This is a genomic window from Parablautia muri (assembly GCF_009917485.1).
In the GTDB taxonomy this organism is placed as follows: Bacteria; Bacillota; Clostridia; order Lachnospirales; family Lachnospiraceae; genus Suilimivivens; species Suilimivivens muri.
The window spans coordinates 28,642-47,493 of sequence record NZ_QZDT01000032.1 but is presented as its reverse complement, the minus strand read 5'-3'; the positions used below and the strand labels follow the sequence as shown (position 1 = coordinate 47,493).

The 18,852-nt window shown below is 36.5% G+C and carries 18 protein-coding genes; 10 read left to right on the top strand and 8 right to left on the bottom strand.

Translation table 11 applies throughout. From position 1 onward, the window contains the following. The first annotated feature begins 260 nt into the window (after positions 1 to 260). The gene (locus D5281_RS16805; RefSeq protein ID WP_160561259.1) at positions 261 to 1,049 is read left to right on the top strand and encodes an AraC family transcriptional regulator; all 789 of its coding nucleotides are present in this window, start codon (positions 261 to 263) and stop codon (positions 1,047 to 1,049) included. 117 nt (positions 1,050 to 1,166) lie between these two features. Here the strand turns inward: D5281_RS16805 and D5281_RS16800 are convergent, their stop codons facing one another. The 3 genes from D5281_RS16800 to D5281_RS16790 all read right to left on the bottom strand — a co-directional run bounded on the left by D5281_RS16800 (position 1,167) and on the right by D5281_RS16790 (position 3,667). Continuing rightward, positions 1,167 to 2,870: a DUF4153 domain-containing protein gene (locus D5281_RS16800; protein WP_160561258.1), complete on the bottom strand. Its 1,704-nt coding sequence runs from the start codon at positions 2,868 to 2,870 to the stop codon at positions 1,167 to 1,169. A 73-nt stretch (positions 2,871 to 2,943) separates the two neighbouring features. Beyond that, positions 2,944 to 3,150 carry a helix-turn-helix domain-containing protein gene (locus D5281_RS16795; RefSeq protein ID WP_160561257.1) on the bottom strand — a complete coding sequence of 69 codons (207 nt, stop codon included), beginning with the start codon at positions 3,148 to 3,150 and terminating at the stop codon, positions 2,944 to 2,946. A 70-nt stretch (positions 3,151 to 3,220) separates the two neighbouring features. Next, the gene (locus D5281_RS16790) at positions 3,221 to 3,667 is read right to left on the bottom strand and encodes a DUF2975 domain-containing protein (RefSeq protein ID WP_160561256.1); all 447 of its coding nucleotides are present in this window, start codon (positions 3,665 to 3,667) and stop codon (positions 3,221 to 3,223) included. 273 nt (positions 3,668 to 3,940) lie between these two features. Between D5281_RS16790 and D5281_RS16785 the strand changes: the two genes are divergently transcribed. Together D5281_RS16785 and D5281_RS16780 are read left to right on the top strand one after the other, a co-directional pair. Next, on the top strand, positions 3,941 to 5,485 hold the full coding sequence (locus D5281_RS16785) for a DUF1538 domain-containing protein (protein ID WP_408637288.1): 1,545 nt from the start codon (positions 3,941 to 3,943) through the stop codon (positions 5,483 to 5,485). Positions 5,486 to 5,516: 31 nt separating this feature from the next. Beyond that, complete coding sequence (locus D5281_RS16780; protein WP_160561255.1) at positions 5,517 to 6,194, top strand: P-II family nitrogen regulator; 678 nt, start codon at positions 5,517 to 5,519, stop codon at positions 6,192 to 6,194. Positions 6,195 to 6,202: 8 nt separating this feature from the next. Here D5281_RS16780 and xth read toward each other — a convergent pair whose 3' ends face one another. Both xth and D5281_RS16770 read right to left on the bottom strand, forming a co-directional pair. Continuing rightward, entirely contained in the window at positions 6,203 to 6,961 is a 759-nt protein-coding gene (gene xth / locus D5281_RS16775; protein WP_160561254.1) for an exodeoxyribonuclease III, read from the bottom strand. Positions 6,962 to 7,038: 77 nt separating this feature from the next. Then, complete coding sequence (locus D5281_RS16770) at positions 7,039 to 7,653, bottom strand: DUF4358 domain-containing protein (protein ID WP_160561253.1); 615 nt, start codon at positions 7,651 to 7,653, stop codon at positions 7,039 to 7,041. A 279-nt stretch (positions 7,654 to 7,932) separates the two neighbouring features. Between D5281_RS16770 and D5281_RS16765 the strand changes: the two genes are divergently transcribed. Both D5281_RS16765 and D5281_RS16760 read left to right on the top strand, forming a co-directional pair. Continuing rightward, positions 7,933 to 9,429, top strand: a complete 1,497-nt coding sequence (locus D5281_RS16765) for an MBOAT family O-acyltransferase (protein ID WP_160561252.1) — start codon at positions 7,933 to 7,935, stop codon at positions 9,427 to 9,429. Positions 9,430 to 9,441: 12 nt separating this feature from the next. Further along, on the top strand, positions 9,442 to 10,518 hold the full coding sequence (locus tag D5281_RS16760; RefSeq protein WP_160561251.1) for an SGNH/GDSL hydrolase family protein: 1,077 nt from the start codon (positions 9,442 to 9,444) through the stop codon (positions 10,516 to 10,518). A gap of 87 nt (positions 10,519 to 10,605) precedes the next feature. Here D5281_RS16760 and D5281_RS16755 read toward each other — a convergent pair whose 3' ends face one another. The 3 genes from D5281_RS16755 to D5281_RS16745 are packed head-to-tail and all read right to left on the bottom strand — an operon-like array spanning position 10,606 to position 12,239. Further along, positions 10,606 to 10,881 (bottom strand): lysophospholipid acyltransferase family protein, encoded by a 276-nt coding sequence (locus tag D5281_RS16755; protein WP_160561250.1) that lies wholly within the window; start codon positions 10,879 to 10,881, stop codon positions 10,606 to 10,608. A gap of 2 nt (positions 10,882 to 10,883) precedes the next feature. Beyond that, positions 10,884 to 11,972, bottom strand: coding sequence for an undecaprenyldiphospho-muramoylpentapeptide beta-N-acetylglucosaminyltransferase (locus D5281_RS16750; RefSeq protein ID WP_160561249.1), 1,089 nt, complete (start codon positions 11,970 to 11,972; stop codon positions 10,884 to 10,886). A gap of 18 nt (positions 11,973 to 11,990) precedes the next feature. Further along, the gene (locus tag D5281_RS16745) at positions 11,991 to 12,239 is read right to left on the bottom strand and encodes a TIGR03905 family TSCPD domain-containing protein (RefSeq protein WP_160561248.1); all 249 of its coding nucleotides are present in this window, start codon (positions 12,237 to 12,239) and stop codon (positions 11,991 to 11,993) included. A 182-nt stretch (positions 12,240 to 12,421) separates the two neighbouring features. On the opposite strand from D5281_RS16745, the gene D5281_RS16740 reads away from it, so the two are divergent. From D5281_RS16740 to D5281_RS16720, 5 genes are all read left to right on the top strand, one after another. Beyond that, the gene (locus D5281_RS16740; RefSeq protein ID WP_160561247.1) at positions 12,422 to 13,123 is read left to right on the top strand and encodes a hypothetical protein; all 702 of its coding nucleotides are present in this window, start codon (positions 12,422 to 12,424) and stop codon (positions 13,121 to 13,123) included. A 237-nt stretch (positions 13,124 to 13,360) separates the two neighbouring features. Further along, positions 13,361 to 14,152, top strand: a complete 792-nt coding sequence (locus D5281_RS16735; protein WP_277935420.1) for a heparan-alpha-glucosaminide N-acetyltransferase — start codon at positions 13,361 to 13,363, stop codon at positions 14,150 to 14,152. 271 nt (positions 14,153 to 14,423) lie between these two features. Further along, on the top strand, positions 14,424 to 15,626 hold the full coding sequence (locus tag D5281_RS16730; protein ID WP_160561246.1) for a class I SAM-dependent rRNA methyltransferase: 1,203 nt from the start codon (positions 14,424 to 14,426) through the stop codon (positions 15,624 to 15,626). Positions 15,627 to 15,730: 104 nt separating this feature from the next. Beyond that, a complete protein-coding gene (locus tag D5281_RS16725) occupies positions 15,731 to 17,098 on the top strand; it encodes a sn-glycerol-1-phosphate dehydrogenase (RefSeq protein ID WP_160561245.1) in 1,368 nt (455 codons plus the stop codon). Next, entirely contained in the window at positions 17,052 to 18,818 is a 1,767-nt protein-coding gene (locus D5281_RS16720) for a ribulokinase (protein WP_277935419.1), read from the top strand. The genes D5281_RS16725 and D5281_RS16720 overlap by 47 nt, the downstream gene beginning before the upstream one ends. Positions 18,819 to 18,852 lie beyond the last annotated feature (34 nt).

The following is an 18,852-nucleotide window of genomic DNA, read 5'->3' as shown; positions in this document are numbered from 1 at the left end:
TTACTCTGAGGTATTTTTTTATCAACCACCCTTCTTGGAATTCCCTATATTTGAATTATACAGGAAGCTCCTATTTGAAATATAATAAATTTTAGATTGGTTTATTTTTTAATCTATCTTTGAGATGGTTTTATTCTATCAGAACAATAAGTATGATTATTGTATTTAAATTGGTTTTGTGATATTTTTTTTATATATATTACTGTAATGAAAAAAGAAAATTTTTGTGCCTGAGCGAAGCGAGAGGAATGTAAGTTAATATGAAAAACCATGTTGTAAATGAAAAGGAATTAAGATACATAGAATTTTTGAATCGGGAAATGGATAAACGGCACCATACCTCACTTGAGGATAACCTTCAATATGATTTGCTAAGAGCAGGAGATCCGAGAGCGGTAGAGGAGAGTGAAAAAATATTATATTCCGGTCTTCAGGGACATTTATCAGATGACCCTGTCAGGAATGCAAGATATATTTTTGTATGCGGCGCTACTTTAGCCAGTCGAACAGCCATTTCAGGAGGTATGCCATCAGAAAGGGCTTTTAATATCAGCGATTTGTATATTCAAAAAATGGATAAATTAAATACGGTTAAAGAAATTCAAAAACTACAGGTTGATATGTTTTCTCTTTATACTCATGAGATGGCAGAGTTAGATAAGAAAAGTGTGTTTTCTAAGCCTATTACGCTTTGTATGGATTATATTTATCATCATTTACACGAATCTATTCCGGTACAAGAACTAGCTTCGGTGGCAAATTTGAATGCCAGCTATTTATCCACTTTATTTAAAAAAGAAACCGGAATTACGATTTCAGATTATATCTTATCAAAAAAGATAGAAGCGGTCGGTAATATGTTGAAGTATTCAGACTATACTTATGCAGAAATAAGTTCCTTTTTGAATTTCAGCTCTCAAAGTCATTTTATCAGGGCTTTTAAAAAGAAAAAAGGTATAACGCCAAAGCAGTATCGCGAAAAATACTATGAAATTTTTGTAGATGAGTATGGGAACAGAAAAGGAATCCCTCCGTCTACTTTGCTATAGATTGATACTATATATAATTTCATCCCTATTTAGAACATTCTTTTGTCAGGAAGGATTTTATTGAAAATTCTAAATAGGGATTGTTTGGAATATATTTAAATTAAATCACTATTTAATTTAAATATAATTGATAACTTTATGGGCAAATTCCTTATTTGAATTATAATACTCCGTATATGTATAAATGGCTTTCCATCTGGACATATTCCATTTTCTTATAGAGGGTTTTTGTGGCAAATAACCTTCTATTTTATCAGAATGGTTCCAATCCGTATTTTTTGTTACAATACTTGCAGCATAATTAAGGAACCAGTCATTTTTTTCATAACCAAGTTCTTTTGCTTTTGCGAAAATAACAGGTGCGGCATCATCTGACAAATGTCGTAAATAATAATAATCATGGAATGTGTTTTTAGTCTGATAGCTTTCTTCTAAATTATTTTCGTTTTCGGTAACAGTTTCTTGGCTTAAGCTGTTCATTAAATTATATCTGGCAATCCAATAATCCGGATGGGAAAAGGAAAACAGGATATAGAGTATGGTCACTGTTATCAAACAATACTTGGTCAATGGAAATTTAATTTTATGAATCATAATCAAAGCGCCGCTCATAAGCAGGAAAATAACAAAAAGCGCCCACAATACAAATATTCTTAAAAAGGTAAGATAGTATACCTGAATATAAAGCAGCATCCGATAGGCGCTGGATGCAATCATAATATAAGTACAGATGGATATAAAAGTAAGAATGCCCTTTAAAATTTTACTTTCACGAAAGCGTTTCATGCAGGAAAGAACCAATAACAGATTGATGATACATACAAACACCAATTGGAAAAACCCTTCTCTTGCATAAGAGGAATAGGTATAATGGGCAGGAAGTGTACCGAAGCCTCCAAAGAGATATACCACCTGGATATAACAAAATACCAGATAAACCAGTGAAATTAGCCCTGTAAAAGTAATTCCCATGATAGGTTCCCCAGTTCTCTTATCAGGAATTTCTTCTTTCAGGTTATGAACAGAAATACGACTCATAATACTGTAAGTTGCAAAGAAAGCAAATAAAAATAAAAAGATAATTCCATAAATGTCATCTTCAAAGTCAATGTAAAAGTCGAAATAAAAAATCTGATCTAGCATGCTTGAAAATACCGCATCAGCCTGATAAAGAAGAAGCAGGATAATAAATAATAGAGGCATTGCAATTAAAATACCGAATAAGATATATTTTAAATTATCTTTTTTAATGGATGAGCCGTATTGTAAAGGTTCACAGTGTTCATTATTTTCGGAAGAAAATTTGATAGAAGCTCTATTTTTATGATAAGTGGAAAAATCAGTAAACGGCCTGAAGATAAACGCCAGGCTGGTAAATAAAATGTTTATGATAGCACCTAAATATTTTGGCAGATCCCAGTTTTTATCTTCATACAGATTATGGAGCATTAAGTAAAAAAATAAAAAGAAAATTCCCACTTTGTTAAAAAAAATTAAAATATAAGAATCTGTAAAGCAGGTACTTATGCCAAGTAAAAGCAGGCTAATGAGAAGAAAAAGAGAAAATTTTTTGGCGGTAATCCCTGACTTTTTCATATATAAGAAGAAAAGTAAGCAGGTTCCGCCTACAAAAAAAGGGTAAGTGATACCTGAATTGTTTTTATATAAAAATAAAGTGTAGAAAAAGGCATAGATGAAACTTCCTGCTGCCATAAAGATAAAAAGAGGGTTTGATTTTTTAATTGTTTTTTCAGTTTCTTGAATCGTGACTGGTTCAGGTTTTTGGTTTTGATTTTCATTTAAAATTGATTCTGTTGTCATAATAATCCTCCATTCTTGCCGAAGCGTTGCAGCGTTTGTTTTACATATATCCGGTTCAGCCAGATTTAGGTTTTTAATCTTCTACATATTCTAAAATATCGCCGGGTTGACAGTTAAGAGCTTTACAAATAGCATTTAAGGTGGAAAGCCGGACTGCTTTGGCTTTATTGTTTTTTAGGATAGAAAGGTTGGCAAGGGTAATATCCACCTCATTAGCAAGCTCTGTAAGTCCTTTTTTTTGTTTTGCCATCTCTACATCAAGATTTATTTTAATCGCCATATTCACATCTCCCATTTTTTGATCCATAAGCTGACTGGTAAAAAGTGTCAGCGTTTGACAGTTTGCAAATTTAGATTGTAAGATCATTTTCTAATTTATAAGTTACAGCTTTATCGAAGACGCGGGAGAGTACCTTACTGAATAATCCTGCTATTACAAATACCAAAATGACTATGATAACCGCAGGAGTCAGGTAAAGAAATAACCGGCAACTGGTACACAAGGCTATGAAAAAGCTGTAAGTTCCCATTTTATTAAGGCTCGTTACGTTTTGTCGGATAAAACAATCATCTGCCAGTACGGTTTTAAATATTTTTCGCAGCTCATAAATAATAAGTACTGCAAAAATGCCGGAAAAAATAAACAGGATACTCAGTTGAAAAGTGTTTTGTGCAAAGTAAGTATTGTAATTTCCATAAAAAGAGATAATCAGCGGAACAATAGCGGTAACAATTATTCCGGTATAATACAGGAAGTCTAAAAGTATTTTTGTAAAAATGGTTAATTTGCCGTTCATAAAAATCCTCCATGCTTTCCATCATCCTAAGATTTTATAAAGTCATGCTTCAGACAGGCTGAATGAATGCTTTTCAATTGTTGTATATGGAATATATCATCAAATAATTCGATTGTCAATAAATATTTATTGTAAATCAATAAATATTTTCTTTAAATCAATAAAAATAAAGGAATTGTTAAAATTATTTTTATTGTGGCAGATTTACAGGTAATAATGCTATAATAAAAATAATAGGATTCAATTTAGGGATATTTTTAGGAAAGGTGTTTGATATTATTGCAGGTTAATCGATCAAAATTTAAAGAAAAACTTAACGAAACTTTAAAAGCGGTATTTCCAATATTGGCGATTGTTTTGCTATTATGCTTTACAATTGCTCCCATTCCTCCCAGTATATTAATGTGTTTTTTGATTGGGGCATTATTATTGATTGTGGGAATGCTGCTTTTTAATGTTGGCGTGGAAATGTCCATGACAACTATGGGAGAGAGAGTCGGTACTATTATGACAAAATCTAAAAAGTTTTTTGTCATGATAGCAATTGGTTTTATTATGGGCTTTATCATTACGATTTCAGAACCGGATTTGCAGGTTTTAGCAGAGCAGGTGGCTTCTATTCCTAATATGGTTTTAATTTTGTCAGTGGCAGCAGGTGTGGGCGTATTTTTGGTAATTGCATTACTGCGTATGCTTTTTAGCATTGCATTACCTAATTTATTGGTATTTTTCTATGCAATTGTTTTTATTTTAACTTTATTTGTGCCAAAGGATTTTTTAGCGATTGCATTTGATTCCGGAGGTGTTACGACAGGTCCTATGACAGTACCTTTTATTATGTCATTTGGTATCGGTATTGCAGCAATCCGAAGTGATAAACATGCATCGGACGATAGTTTTGGTCTGGTTTCCTTATGTTCTATCGGGCCTATTATGGCAGTGCTTATTTTGGGAATGATTTATAATCCGGGACAAAGCGAGATTGTGTCAGATTCCATTCCTGTAGTTGATAATACGGTAGATTTATGGGGATTATTTGCAAGCGGATTTCCCACTTACATAACAGAAATGGCAGTTTCTCTTTTGCCGATTGTAATTTTTTTCGGACTGTTTCAGATGGCTTCAAGAGATATTAGTAAAAAGGCTTTGATTAAGATTGGTATTGGTCTTATATATACTTATGTAGGACTTGTGCTTTTTCTTACAGGCGTGAATGTGGGGTTTATGCCAGCAGGAAATTATTTAGGACAGACCATAGCAGGGCTTTCCTTTGCATGGATTATTATCCCGATCGGTATGATAATTGGTTATTATATTGTTAAGGCGGAGCCGGCAGTGTTTGTCCTGACAAAGCAGGTAGAGGAAATGACATCCGGGGCAATATCCGCTAAGGCTATGGGAACCAGTTTATCGATTGGTGTGTGTATGTCAGTAGGGCTTGCTATGGTCAGAGTTCTGACAGGTATTTCTATTATGTGGCTGGTTGTTCCCGGCTATGCGATTGCGCTTATCTTAACATTTTTTGTTCCTAAAATATTTACGGCTATTGCTTTTGATTCAGGCGGAGTGGCATCTGGTCCTATGACAGCTACATTTTTACTTCCCTTTGCAATGGGTGCATGTGGGGCAAGAGGTGGAAATATTATAACGGATGCTTTTGGTATTATAGCTATGGTAGCCATGACACCTCTGATTACAATTCAGACAATGGGTATGGTATTTAAGATAAAGGAAAGCAGACTTCGCAGGAAAGTATCCGGAAGAAAGGTTTATGTACCTTTGGAAGAATTTGGAGATATGGAAATTATCGAGTTGTAAAAATCATATTGTTTTAGAAATGGGATGGCATATGGGTAAATTATATCTGATGATAACAATCGTTGACAGAAAAGTTGGCAGAAAATATATGGAGCTTTACAAGGAAAGTGAACAAAATGTAATGTTTACCAGCTTAGGAGCAGGTACGGCAGCCAGCGACATATTGGATTATATGGGGTTAGAGGCAACGGAAAAGGTAGTGTTTTTTTCTGTGCAGGAGGAGAGCGGTTGGCTTTTGGTCAAAAAGCAGCTCCAAAAGAAAATGAAAATAGATGCCCCCGGAGGCGGAATTGCTTTTCTTGTACCGCTTAGCAGTATCGGGGGAAAGAAAGCCTTGCAGTTTTTATTGGAAAGTCAAGATTATCAAAAGGAGGAAGAATCAACCTTGAAGGATACAGTACATGAGCTCATTATTGTAATTGCTAATCAGGGAAATATAGAATTAATTATGAACGCTGCAAGAGGAGCCGGTGCTTATGGCGGCACGGTAATCCATGCAAGGGGAACAGGTATGGAACTTGCTGAGAAATTTATGGGAGTTTCCATAGCGGCTGAGAAAGAAATGATTTTTATTGTTACAAAGAAAGAACAAAAAAACAATATTATGAAGGCAATTATGGAAAATGCTGGTATGGACACTAAGGCAAAATCGATCGTATTTTCTCTTCCTGTGACGGATACAGCAGGTTTAAGATTAATAGAGGATTAACCTTACGGTTAATCCAAAATTATTAATCCCACAGGACAATGGTCAGAGCCCATAATATCCTTGTAAATAATGGCATCTCTAAGAGTATCTTTTAAGACATCCGAGACTAAAAAGTAATCGATACGCCACCCTGCATTTTTTTCTCTTGCCCTAAAGCGATAAGACCACCAGGAATATGCATGTTCAAGGTCGGGATAAAAATATCTAAAAGTATCTGTAAATCCTGCATTTAGTAATGATGTGAATTTATTTCTTTCTTCATCCGTAAATCCTGCATTTTTATGGTTTGTTTTAGGATTTTTTAAATCAATTTCCTTGTGGGCCACATTCATATCCCCACATACAATGATGGGTTTATTTTCTTCTAATTTTTTTAGATAAGAAAGAAAATCATCTTCCCATTCCATACGGTAACCCAGTCTCTTTAGTTCATCCTGAGAATTAGGAGTATAAACGGTAATCATGTAAAAGTGTTCAAATTCCAAGGTGATAACCCTGCCTTCATGATCATGCTTTTCAATGCCAAGGCCATAGGAAACAGATAAAGGTTCTTCCTTGGTAAAAATAGCGGTTCCGGAATATCCCTTTTTTTCTGCATAATTCCAATATTGATAATAACCGGGAAGGTCTAAGGTTATCTGGCCTTCTTGCAATTTGGTTTCCTGCAGACAAAAGATATCGGCATCAGCTTCCTGAAAAAAACCAGAAAACCCTTTTTCCACACATGCACGCAAACCATTTACATTCCAGGAAATAAATTTTTTCATAGGTATTTTTCCTTTCTGTTAGATGCCTATATTATACAGGAATAGAAATTAAAAAAATAGATGTTAAAGTTAAAAAATTAAGTATTTAAAATTCGTTTTTCAATGATATCTAAGGCCCGTTCATTTTCCTGCTGGCAGTGATATATCATTGCTTCATCTCCATTTTTTTCAAAGGGCGAAAGATTAGCGCCTAACTGGATATAGCAGACATAATTTTCAATCGTTTCAATTCTGGATGCAAAGATCTTGGCTCTATTTTGGGGCTGGTTGGAATAAATATTGAGTAATAATTCCCGGTATTCATTTAAATATTGTTCAACGGTCTGTATTTGTCCTTCTTTGGCTTTGACTATGATCATCATATCAATACCGGCCTCCGTATGCTGGTATTCGGCCATATAGTCATCATACATATTTTCGGAAATGCCTGTCCGTTCTGCTAGTTCTTCAGAGCTGAGCAGGGTATCCGGCCAGTAATTGCTGTCCAGTATATCCATTACGGCATCTTTCAGCTCGTCCATAGGCCCTACAATTTTATACTTACTGCCCACTTGTAAAGTATTAATGGCATCTTCTTCCCCATTTCCTTCATCCACAAATGCATGACTTTCATCATTTTTGTTTTTATCTACACATCCGGTAAGAAATAAAAATGTACTTAATACTATTAAAAAGAAATTATTTTTTTTCATATTTAACCCCCTTATTAATTTTTGTAACAGTTCAGCCTTCGGCCAAATTGTTACCGAATCCGACTATTTTAAATTCATCTACGATGAAGGGCTGGATTTGCTCTTGGCAGAATATATGCGTTCTTACGGACTTTGTAGCAAATACAAAGTCCTAGGCTGAATAGTTACTAATTTTTTACTAAGTATTTCCATGTATTAGACAAAATATGTAAAGGTATGTTAATATATCGTACAGGGCAAAAGAGAGGCTTGTCCGTTTGAGAGACAGGGAGAAAGAGAATGTTATTTAATTCCTATATATTCATATTTATATTTTTACCGCTTACTCTTGTTGGTTGGTATGCTCTTAATCATTTTAAAGCCTATGAACTTGCCAAGGTTTTTTTGGCCGGTATGTCATTGTGGTTTTATGGGTATTTTAATATTTATTATCTTGGGGTTATTATTGCCAGTATATTAGGTAATTATTTCATCAGTTATTTGATGAAGTTCTCCCGTTCAAAAATAGCCGGACATGCGGGGCTTATAGCCGGTATGTTGTTAAACCTTGGGTTTTTATTCTATTTTAAATATTACGATTTTTTCTTTGAAAATATAAATTTGGTATTCCATACGAATTTTAATTTAAAATTTATTTTACTTCCTCTGGGAATTAGTTTTTTTACTTTTCAGCAGTTATCCTTTATTATTGACAGATGTACCGGAAAGGCGGAGCATTATTCCTTTGTAAATTATGTAACATTTGTTACATTCTTTCCCCAATTAATCGCGGGCCCTATTGTTTTGCACAAAGAGATGATGCCACAGTTTGAGGATATAAAGAACCGTAAATTTAATGAGGATAATTTTGCAAAAGGAATCGTGTTTTTTACGATAGGTCTTGGAAAGAAGGTATTGTTGGCGGATGTTCTGGCTATTCCTGTAAATTTTGGATTTGAGCAGACGGCTTTTCTTGATACTCCATCTACGCTGCTTGTGATTTTAGTCTATACCTTTGAAATATATTTTGATTTCAGCGGTTATAGCGATATGGCAATAGGACTTGGAAAAATGTTTAACATTGAATTGCCCGTAAACTTTAATTCTCCCTATAAAGCTTGTTCCGTGAAGGAGCTTTGGCAGAGATGGCATATGACATTGTCGCGGTTTTTTATTCAGTATGTATATATTCCTTTAGGCGGCAGCAGGAAAGGAAAAATAAGGACAATTTTTAATACTTTTATGGTTTTCTTTTTAAGCGGCCTGTGGCATGGGGCAAACTGGACTTATCTTGCATGGGGGACCATGCAAGGACTATTGGTAATATGGGATAATATGGGAATCGTAGGTGTAAAAGGAACCAATGAAAAGGTTCCGGCCAAAATATATATACCAAGATGGCTGGGATGGTTGTTTACTTTTGGATTTTTTAATTTGTCTTTGATTTTCTTCCGCAGTGAAAATATGGAAAATGCCTTTCAGATGTTTAAAAATGTTCTAGCTTTTAAGAATACAGGATATCTTTCTAAGATTGTGGTAAATTTGGATATTCCGGAATTTTATTTATTAAAACAAGTGATTAATATGGTAAAACCGGATATGCTGAATCATATGTATATGGCTGTTTTTATTTTTTTATTGGTTATAAGCGGATTTATTCTTACCCGTAAAAATACGATTCAAATTGTAAGAAATCACCCTTTAAATTCAAAACTTTGTCTTTTTATTACTGTTATTTTTGTATGGTCTGTAATATCTTTTTCACAGATTAGCACCTTTATTTATTTTAATTTTTAGCAGGTGGTTTAGATGTCACAAAAATTTTTAAAACATTTTTTTATATGGAGTGGAGTATTATTTGTTCTTTGCATTTTAGCGGTAGTGGTGTTTGATCCCTTTTTTCAATACCATAAGCCTATTAAGGGACTGAAGGCAGTATTGACTGACAAAGAGTATCAGTGTGTAGGTTCTCTTAAGACATTTGATTATGACAGTGTGGTTGCAGGTTCATCTGTTGCAGAAAATTATTATAACGACTGGTTTAACCAGGGCTTTGATTGTAATGTGATTAAAGCAATCCGCTCTTATGGCGCCACGGCGGATTTATGCTTTCTTTTAGATATTGCTTTTGAACATCAGGACCTTAAATATGTCTTTTATAATTTAGATCCTTCCGCATTGGTGGCCGACCCGGAAACTACTTACGCTCTTACCGGCTGTCCTATGTATTTGTACGATGATAATTATTTCAATGATATTGCATATTGGTTTAATAAAGGGGTCCTGATGGAAAAGATTCCCTATTTGATAGCCAATTCTACTATTGGAGACTATGATGAGAATAATTCTTATAATTGGGCCCAGTGGAAGGAATTTAATTCTGACATGGTTTTGGGGCTTTATATACGCAAGCCGTCTATCTCAAAAATGAAGCCGGCCAATTATTATGAAGATGTGCTCAAAGAAAATCTTGCTTTGTTGGAAAGCCGCATTGAGGAGAATCCTGATACTGTTTTCTATATATTTATACCGCCTTATTCTATGATGTGGTGGGATAATATTTATCGTGAGGGGGATACAGAGGCTTATCTGTATAATATAGAAAGAGCAATGGAAAAATTGCTTTCTTATAAAAATGTAAAACTTTACTATTTTCAAAATGACAGAGAGGTTATTACTAACCTTGAAAATTATATGGATATTCTGCACTTTTCACCGGAGATTAACCATTATATCTGCGATTGCCTGATAAGTGGCAAACATCAGGTTGATAAAAGTAATTATCAGGAAAATATTGATGATATGCGCAGGTTATCCTATGAGATAGTAGAAAAGCTGGTGAAACCATATGAAGACAGAATTAAGGTGGACATTTATGATGACTAACTATTTTAGATGAATACATTACAAAATATCAAAAAATATATCTAAAAATAATGTATTCTTTTAGATGAAAGGATACCTAGAATATTCTTATACAATTTCAAAGGTTTTTAAAATTGCCCATACATAAGGCGCTCCAAAAACATTTAATGACTTTGGGCCTTTGATTTGGTCAGAATTTGATTTAAGCTTGTTTAAAGCCTGTTTAAAAGTAGCTTTTGTAATAGATTTGGAACGTCTGTCCACAAAAATCTCACCGCCTCTCACGGTAAAAGTGAAAGGCAGCTTTTTCATGGTATAGAAAGTTTCGTTTTGATGTTCGTTTAGTAATTGCCATAAAGCGTCAATTGTAATATCTACATTCATAATTATTCTTTTGCAGCCGCATCTTCAATTAATTTCATAATTGATTTGATGGAGGCGAGGAGATTACTTTTTCCCATTGCGTCAAGATAGGTTTGTCTTGTAAAGTATAATTCCATAACCTTTTCAGCCAGCAAGCCAGGAGATAAATTGTCATCATCAAGTACCATAGAAAATCCTTGGGACTCAAAAGACTTGGCATTTAAAATCTGGTCTCCGCGACTGCTGTTTGCAGATAAAGGAATGAGAAGATTAGGCTTTTTAAGGGCTAATAATTCACAGATGGAATTAGCGCCTGCCCGGGAAATAACAAGTTCCGCCAGGGCAAACATATCTTTTAATTCGGCCTTAACATATTCAAACTGCACATATCCTTCCATGTGGAGAAGCATATTGTCAATCTTATCCTTTCCACAGATATGGATAACCTGAAAGTCTGTCAGAAGTTTTGGGAGAGCTTCTCGTACCGCTTTGTTGATGGAGGCAGCCCCAAGACTTCCCCCAATCACCAAGATAACAGGCTTGTTTGCAGTAAAACCGCACATATCAAGAGCAGCTATTTTATCTCCCTTGGTCAGTTCTTCACGGATGGGAGAGCCGGTTAGTACTGCTTTTTCTTTTGGCAGCATGGTCATGGTTTCCGGAAAATTACAACATACTTTTTCAGCTACAGGAATACACAGTTTGTTTGCCAATCCCGGTGTCATGTCGGATTCATGTATAATACAGGGAATGTGCAAAGAAGCAGCTGCCCGCACAACCGGAACGCTGACAAATCCTCCTTTGGAAAAGACAACGTCAGGGTTTATTTTTTTCAGGTACTTTCTTGCTTCTCCCAAACCCTTTATCACACGGAAGGGATCGGTTATATTTTTAATATCCAGATAACGTCTGAATTTACCGGTAGCAATCCCATAATAAGGAATATCAAAATCTGTAATCAGTTTTTTTTCAATTCCGTCATAGGAACCAATATAAGAAATTTCATAACCAGCGTCCCTAAGGGAAGGCAGAAGGGCAATGTTGGGTGTTACATGTCCTGCGGTTCCGCCGCCGGTAAGGACTATTTTTTTTGTTGAATTTAAGTTGCCCATAAAAGGAGCCTCCAATTTTTAACAATTGCTGTTTTTAAATTGTTCCAGCGCATGTGCCAGTTGGTCGGGGCAGGAAGTAGTTTTAAAACCACAGCGGATGCCCTTAAGTTTAGAAATCACATCATCTACAGACATACCGGTTACTAAGCTTGCAATGCCTTTTAAGTTGCCGTTACATCCTCCGGAAAATGTAACAGATTTAACGATTCCATCCTCAACCTCAAAATCAATAGAGGTGGAGCAAGTACCTTTTGGTTGATATTTCATAATCACTCATCCTTTCTTTAATGGATAAGTATAGCAGAAATTATATACTATTTCCAGTATGAAAAGGTATTTCCTGCTCTGATTTTACAAAATTTTGAAGAAATATGGCGATGACTTACAGTCCTGTAGTTATTGAGGGAAAAAACCCCTTCTACTATAATATAGTAAGGAAAGGAGGAAATATGTTTACATTATTGTCAGACCATAAAATACTTACGGGATTCATTTCATTTTTTTTATTGTCCAGTGTTGCATGTCAGATGATTGCCGGTGTCATATATCATAATATGATTTCTGAGTCGGATAATATGTCTGATACACAAAACAAACTGTTAATGGAATGCAAACAAAAATATGCCAATTATTATAAGTTAAACGGAAAGATGGTTAATACGGGTGTTTTTGTGGATAGATTTTTACAAACAATGCGTTTTGCAAAAATACGTATTTCCAGATTTACGCATATTTCAGGGCAGTTCATGATGCTTTCCATATTCGTGACAGGTTTGTCTATTTGCTTTTCACTGGCAGCTGGCAATACCTTATTTCAAATTATACCCTATTATCTGGTTAGTATTCTTGGGCTATATTTGTATTTTTCTGTTTCAGGATTTGTTGATGTACAGGAGAAAAAGAAAATATTAAAAACAAATATGACAGATTATCTGGAAAATTACTATACGCCAAGGTTGGAAATGGAGAAAGAAAATGCTATGGAGGAGGGAATAAAAAAGAGAGAGAAATATGCAAAAGAATTTTTTGAAATGGAGGATAAAGAAGAAAAGGTGCGGATGAAGGAAGAAAATGCTTCAATGATGGAGGATTCGGTTATGGGGCAGTATCAGGATGAACTAGAGAACTTATTGGAAGAATTTTTTGCCTGAAAGTATTATGCATAATTGAGTTACACAGATTAGATTTACATGATTGATTTACATAAGTGTTATACATGATTGTATTCTGTTTGGATTAAGCGCAGACTGATTTTGGTCTGCGCTGTTTTTGTAATAAGATATTAGGCGAAGGGTTACCAGGCAGGTTAGGAAGAATTTGATATAAGGATAGTTTGCAAAGGCTGGCATTTATGATAAGGTTAATAAAAGTATTTCGAGGATATTCGGATGGAGAAAGGAACCTTTGATAGAATGGAAACAAATATAGATTTTGAAAGAAAAAAGCAGAGATATGAAGCCTTAGACAGTATTCGCGGAGTAGTATTGATCAGTATGATTTTGTATCATGCCTGTTGGGATTTGGTGTATATTTTTAAAAAAAATCTTGGCTGGTACCAAAGCAATGGCGCCTATATATGGCAGCAAAGTATATGCTGGACATTTATATTGCTTTCAGGTTTTTGCTGGTCCTTGGGAAAAAGACCTGTGAGAAGGGGAATGATTGTTTTTATAGCCGGCGTTGTTGTTTCTTTGGTTACGATTGTGTTTATGCCTGAAGATCGGGTGATATTTGGTGTTTTGACGTTGATTGGAAGTTGTATGCTGCTTATGGTTCCACTAGAAAAAATTTTGAGAAAAGCAGCCGCCGGATGGGGGTTTTTCTTTAGCATTTTACTATTTGTTTTAACCAGAAATATAAATAGCGGATACTTGGGATTTGAGAGCTGGAATATGATAAGACTGCCTGAAGTTTTATACAAAGGGTATATCATGACCTTTCTTGGTTTTGCGAAATCGGAATTTTATTCTACAGATTATTTTTCTCTGATACCATGGTTTTTCCTGTTCTTATCAGGTTACTTTTTGTATTGTTTGACAAAGGAGAAGTTTGGAAAATATCTTATGAAAGGATGGAAACCGCTTTCTATTTTAGGAAGACATTCTTTGATAATTTATATGCTGCATCAGCCGTTGATTTATGGATTATTTACTTTGTTGGATAAGCTTTTGCTGCTATAGAAGATAATAACTGTTTTTTATTTTTTATATAAAATCATTGAAGAAAGATGTTCAATTAGGTATACTATACATAATAATTTTAATAATTTGTAAATTATTTTAACTTGATGTATTTTATTTCCTCGAAAAGCAAGTTTAATGTTTTGTCAGGCTGCTGTGTAGTTTTTGACTATTGGGAGAAGAATAGGGGTTACTGTGAAAAATAAATTTTTCACAGACAAATTTGTGCTGACGCCCAAATTTGTAGGAACTGGCAGCATGGGGGGTTTATATGGGAGAAGCAATTGTTACTTTAAAAAAGGGAGAAGGCCGTACCATTAAAGCAGGGGGTATGTGGATATTTGATAATGAAATCGCAAGTATAATGGGAAATTTTGCAAACGGTGATATTGTGCGGGTGCATGATTTTGACGATTATCCCATGGGAAAAGGATTTATCAATCAAAATTCCAAGATCAGGATAAGGCTCATGACCAGAAATATTCACCAGGAGGTGGACAGGGATTTTCTTAAGAAAAGAGTCCTTGAAGCCTGGGAATATCGCAAAAAAGTGGTTGATACGCAGAACTGCCGGATTATATTTGGGGAGGCGGACTTTTTACCGGGATTGGTAATTGATAAGTTTTCCGATGTATTGGTTGTGGAATCTCTTGCACTTGGTATTGACAGATTTAAAGAAGACATAGTGAATCTGCTAAAAGAAATTCTTTTAGAGGATAGCATTGTAATCAAGGGGGTTTATGAGAGGAGTGATGCTAAGGTAAGAGAGAATGAAGGAATTAAGAGAACCAAAGGATTTATTGGAGAGGAATTTGACACTAATGTGGAGATAATAGAAAATGGAGTCAAATTTTATGTGGATGTGAAGGATGGGCAGAAAACAGGATTTTTTCTTGACCAGAAATATAACCGTCTGGCAATCCAAAAGCTTTGCAGAGATGCGAAAGTATTAGACTGTTTTACCCATACCGGTTCCTTTGCCCTAAATGCCGCAGTTGCAGGTGCAAAAGAAGTTATTGGGGTAGATGCATCTTGGACAGGAATAAATCAGGCTGTTAAGAATGCCATATTAAACGGAGTAGAAGATAAGACAACATTTTTATGCAGGGATGTTTTTGAACTTTTGCCTGAGTTAGAAGAAAAAGAGGAGAAATTTGACGTTGTCATACTTGACCCGCCCGCCTTTGCAAAATCCCGTCAGTCTGTTAAAAATGCGGTAAAGGGATATCGGGAAATAAATCTTAGGGCTATGAAACTTGTTAAGGAAGGAGGTTTTTTAGCTACCTGTTCTTGTTCTCATTTTATGTCTTACGAGCTTTTTACGCAAGTGATTCATCAGGCGGCAAAAAATGTACATAAGAGGCTGCGTCAGGTAGAATTTAGAACACAGGCTCCGGATCACCCTATTTTATGGGCGGCGGATGAATCCTATTACTTAAAATTCTACATCTTTCAGGTATGTGAAGAAAAGTAGGAAAGCTATTGTTTGATACATATAACAATTACAAAAAGAAATTAACGTGACAAATTTGTGCTTGTGCCCAAATTTGCAGGTTGCTGAAAAGAATGGAGGATCATATGCAGACTAAGTCTATAGAACCATATTTAAACTGTAGTTTTGAATGCAGCTGTGGACGAACACATAAATCATTGTTTGCACATTACATTTTTGAGCCGGGCGCTATTAAAAAGCTGCCGGATCTTTTAGCTCAGTTAGGATATATAAGGCCTTATTTGATTTCGGATACGCATACCCATGAAATTGCAGGACATCAGGCGGAAGAAGTGCTGAAAGGGGCAAATATCCGTTTCACCTCGCATATACTAAAAAGCCCTAATAAGGGAGATTTAGCGGCCGATGAGCACGCGCTAGGAAGTATAGCAATGGGAAATGATAAGGATGCGGACATAATCATTTCCGTAGGTACCGGTACGATTAATGACCTTGGCCGTTATTTTAGTTATATTACAGGGAGGCCTTTTTTATTGATTGCGACAGCACCTTCCATGGATGGGCTTGTAAGCGGTGTGGCGCCACTGATTTTTAATAATATGAAGGTTACTTTTCCTGCACAGGAGCCTTTGGCGCTTATATGCGACCCGGAAATTATGGCGGCTGCTCCGCTTAAAATGCTGGCAGCAGGAGCAGCGGATATTCTTGGAAAATATAACTGTCTTCTTGACTGGAAACTTTCTAACATTATAAATGACGAATATTATTGTGATACTATTGCAGATATCATGCGAACGGCAGTAGATCAGACCATGGAAAGTACAAATGGACTTGCATCCCATGACAGCAGGGCGGTTTCAGTGCTTACGGAAGCATTGGTGCTTTCCGGTATTGCCATGGACTTTTCCGGCAACTCACGCCCCGCCTCCGGTGCGGAGCACCACCAGTCACATTACTGGGAAATGCAGTTCCTCTTTGATCGTATTCCGGCAGTTTTACACGGCACAAAGGTTGGAATTGGTACTGTGCTGATGTTAGAGCTTTACAATAAACTGGCAGAGATGGAAAAACCGGATTTTTCTAAAATTCGCGAGAATATATCCTGCCGTCTTTCCATGGAAGTCTGGGAAAAGGAAATACATCGCTGCTATCGGGACGGCGCAGAGGGAATTATTCAGTTGGAGAAAAAAACAAAAAAGAATGATTCGAAAGGATTGCTTGAGCGTCTTTCGGTTATGGAAAAAAGATGGGATGAAATTAAGGCACTTGCAAAAACAGCGCCGAAAGCATCTGAGATTTATGATGTACTTGAGAAAATGGGTGCAGCAAAAGTTCCTGCGGATGTTGGAATTTGTCGTGAATATGTCTATGACAGTATACGATTTGGAAAAGAGCTGCGCGACCGTTATACCATATTACAGCTGATGTGGGATATTGGAGAACTGGATGAGGCAGCGGAAAAATTGGTGGAAAAATATTGTGATGAAACCTGAAAATTTGGATAAATATGTAATTGGATTAGATTATGGTACGCTTTCGGCAAGAGCTGTTCTGGTTTGCGTTGGCAGTGGAGAAGTAATAGCGGAAAGTGTTTATCCCTATCCTAACGGGATATATACTAATGGGATATATCCTAATAGGATGCATCCTGTTAGGATGTATCCCCATGAGACAAATTCTCATAGAATTTTGGATAACTTACCTGAAACAGAAATGAAACTGCCTGTGGATTTTGCCCTTCAGGAAATTGATGATTATGTGGAGGTAATGTATCATACAATTGGTGAGGTAGTTGAAAAATCCGGTTGTAGGCCGGAAAATGTAATTGGTATCGGCATTGATGCCACATCTTCTACATTTTTGCCTGTCTTAGCAAACGGAGAGCCTCTATGTAAGACAGAACGTTTCCGGACAAATCCCCATGCATGGTTAAAGCTTTGGAAACATCATGGAGCACAAAAGGAGGCGGACTGCATTACGGAGCTTGCCAAAAAGCGTAACGAAAAATTTCTGATGCGCTGCGGAGGACGAGTGAACGCGGAATGGATGCTGCCAAAGCTTATGGAAATTGTAAGGAAAGCGCCGGATGTATATGAGATGACAGATAATTTCATGGAGGTAAGCGATTATCTCGTTTATCTGCTGACAGGGGAAGTAACCCGGTGTATGTGCCATGCAGGCTATAAGCTTTTGTGGAATGAAGAAGATGGTTATCCGTCAGAGGATTTCTTAAAAGAACTCCATCCCGGTCTTTCTAATTTAAAAGTAAAGCTGAAGGGCAGAGAAGTTCAAGTAGGCGAGTGCGCTGGGAGATTGACACAGGAGGCAGCCCGCAGGATGGGGCTAAAAGCAGGGACAGCGGTGGCGGCTTCTATGATTGATGCGCACGTGGCAGTTCCCTCTGCAGGGATTGACGGTTCCGAAAAGGCACTGATGATTCTTGGGACTTCCTGCTGTATGTTACTGTGCTCAGAAAAGCTCTCTTACATACAGGGAATTTCCGGCTGTGTGAAAAATGCGGTGCTTCCGGGACTTTATGCCTACGAGGCAGGGCAAAGCGCTGTGGGAGACCTTTTTGATTGGTTTGTAAAGACAAGTGTGCCAGGCAGCTATGAAAAAGAAGCGGCGGATTTGGGAATTTCAGTTCATACACTTCTTTCTGAAAAAGCAGCACATCTTGCACCTGGGGAAAGCGGCCTCATTGCTCTGGATTGGTGGAATGGTAATCGTTCCTGTCTTGCCGATTCGAAGCTGTCGGGAATGATACTTGGGTTTACGCTTAGGACAAAACCGGAGGATATATACCGGGCGCTTTTGGAGGCGACTGCCTTTGGAATGCGGGCTATTTTTGAAGAATTTGAAAAAGGCGGTATTATAGCAAAGGAGCTATATGCATGTGGAGGCATTGTTTCTAAAAATCCGTTTATGATGCAGATTTACGCGGATATACTTGGTAAAACAATTCTTACAAGTTCAACAAATCAAGGTTCGGCTTTTGGCGCATCCATTTATGCAGCGGTGGCGGCGGGTAATGACGCAGGAGGTTATTTGTCTGTGGGTGAAGCGGCGCGGGCTATGGGAAATATTGGTGAGAAAAAGTACGATCCGATTCCATGTAATGTAGAAGCTTATAATATGCTTTACAAAGAATATAAAATACTGCATAATTATTTTGGGTCAGGTGGCAATGAGGTTATGCACCGGTTGAAATAAGTCTGACAGCGGTTTTGAAATTACGGTCAAAGCC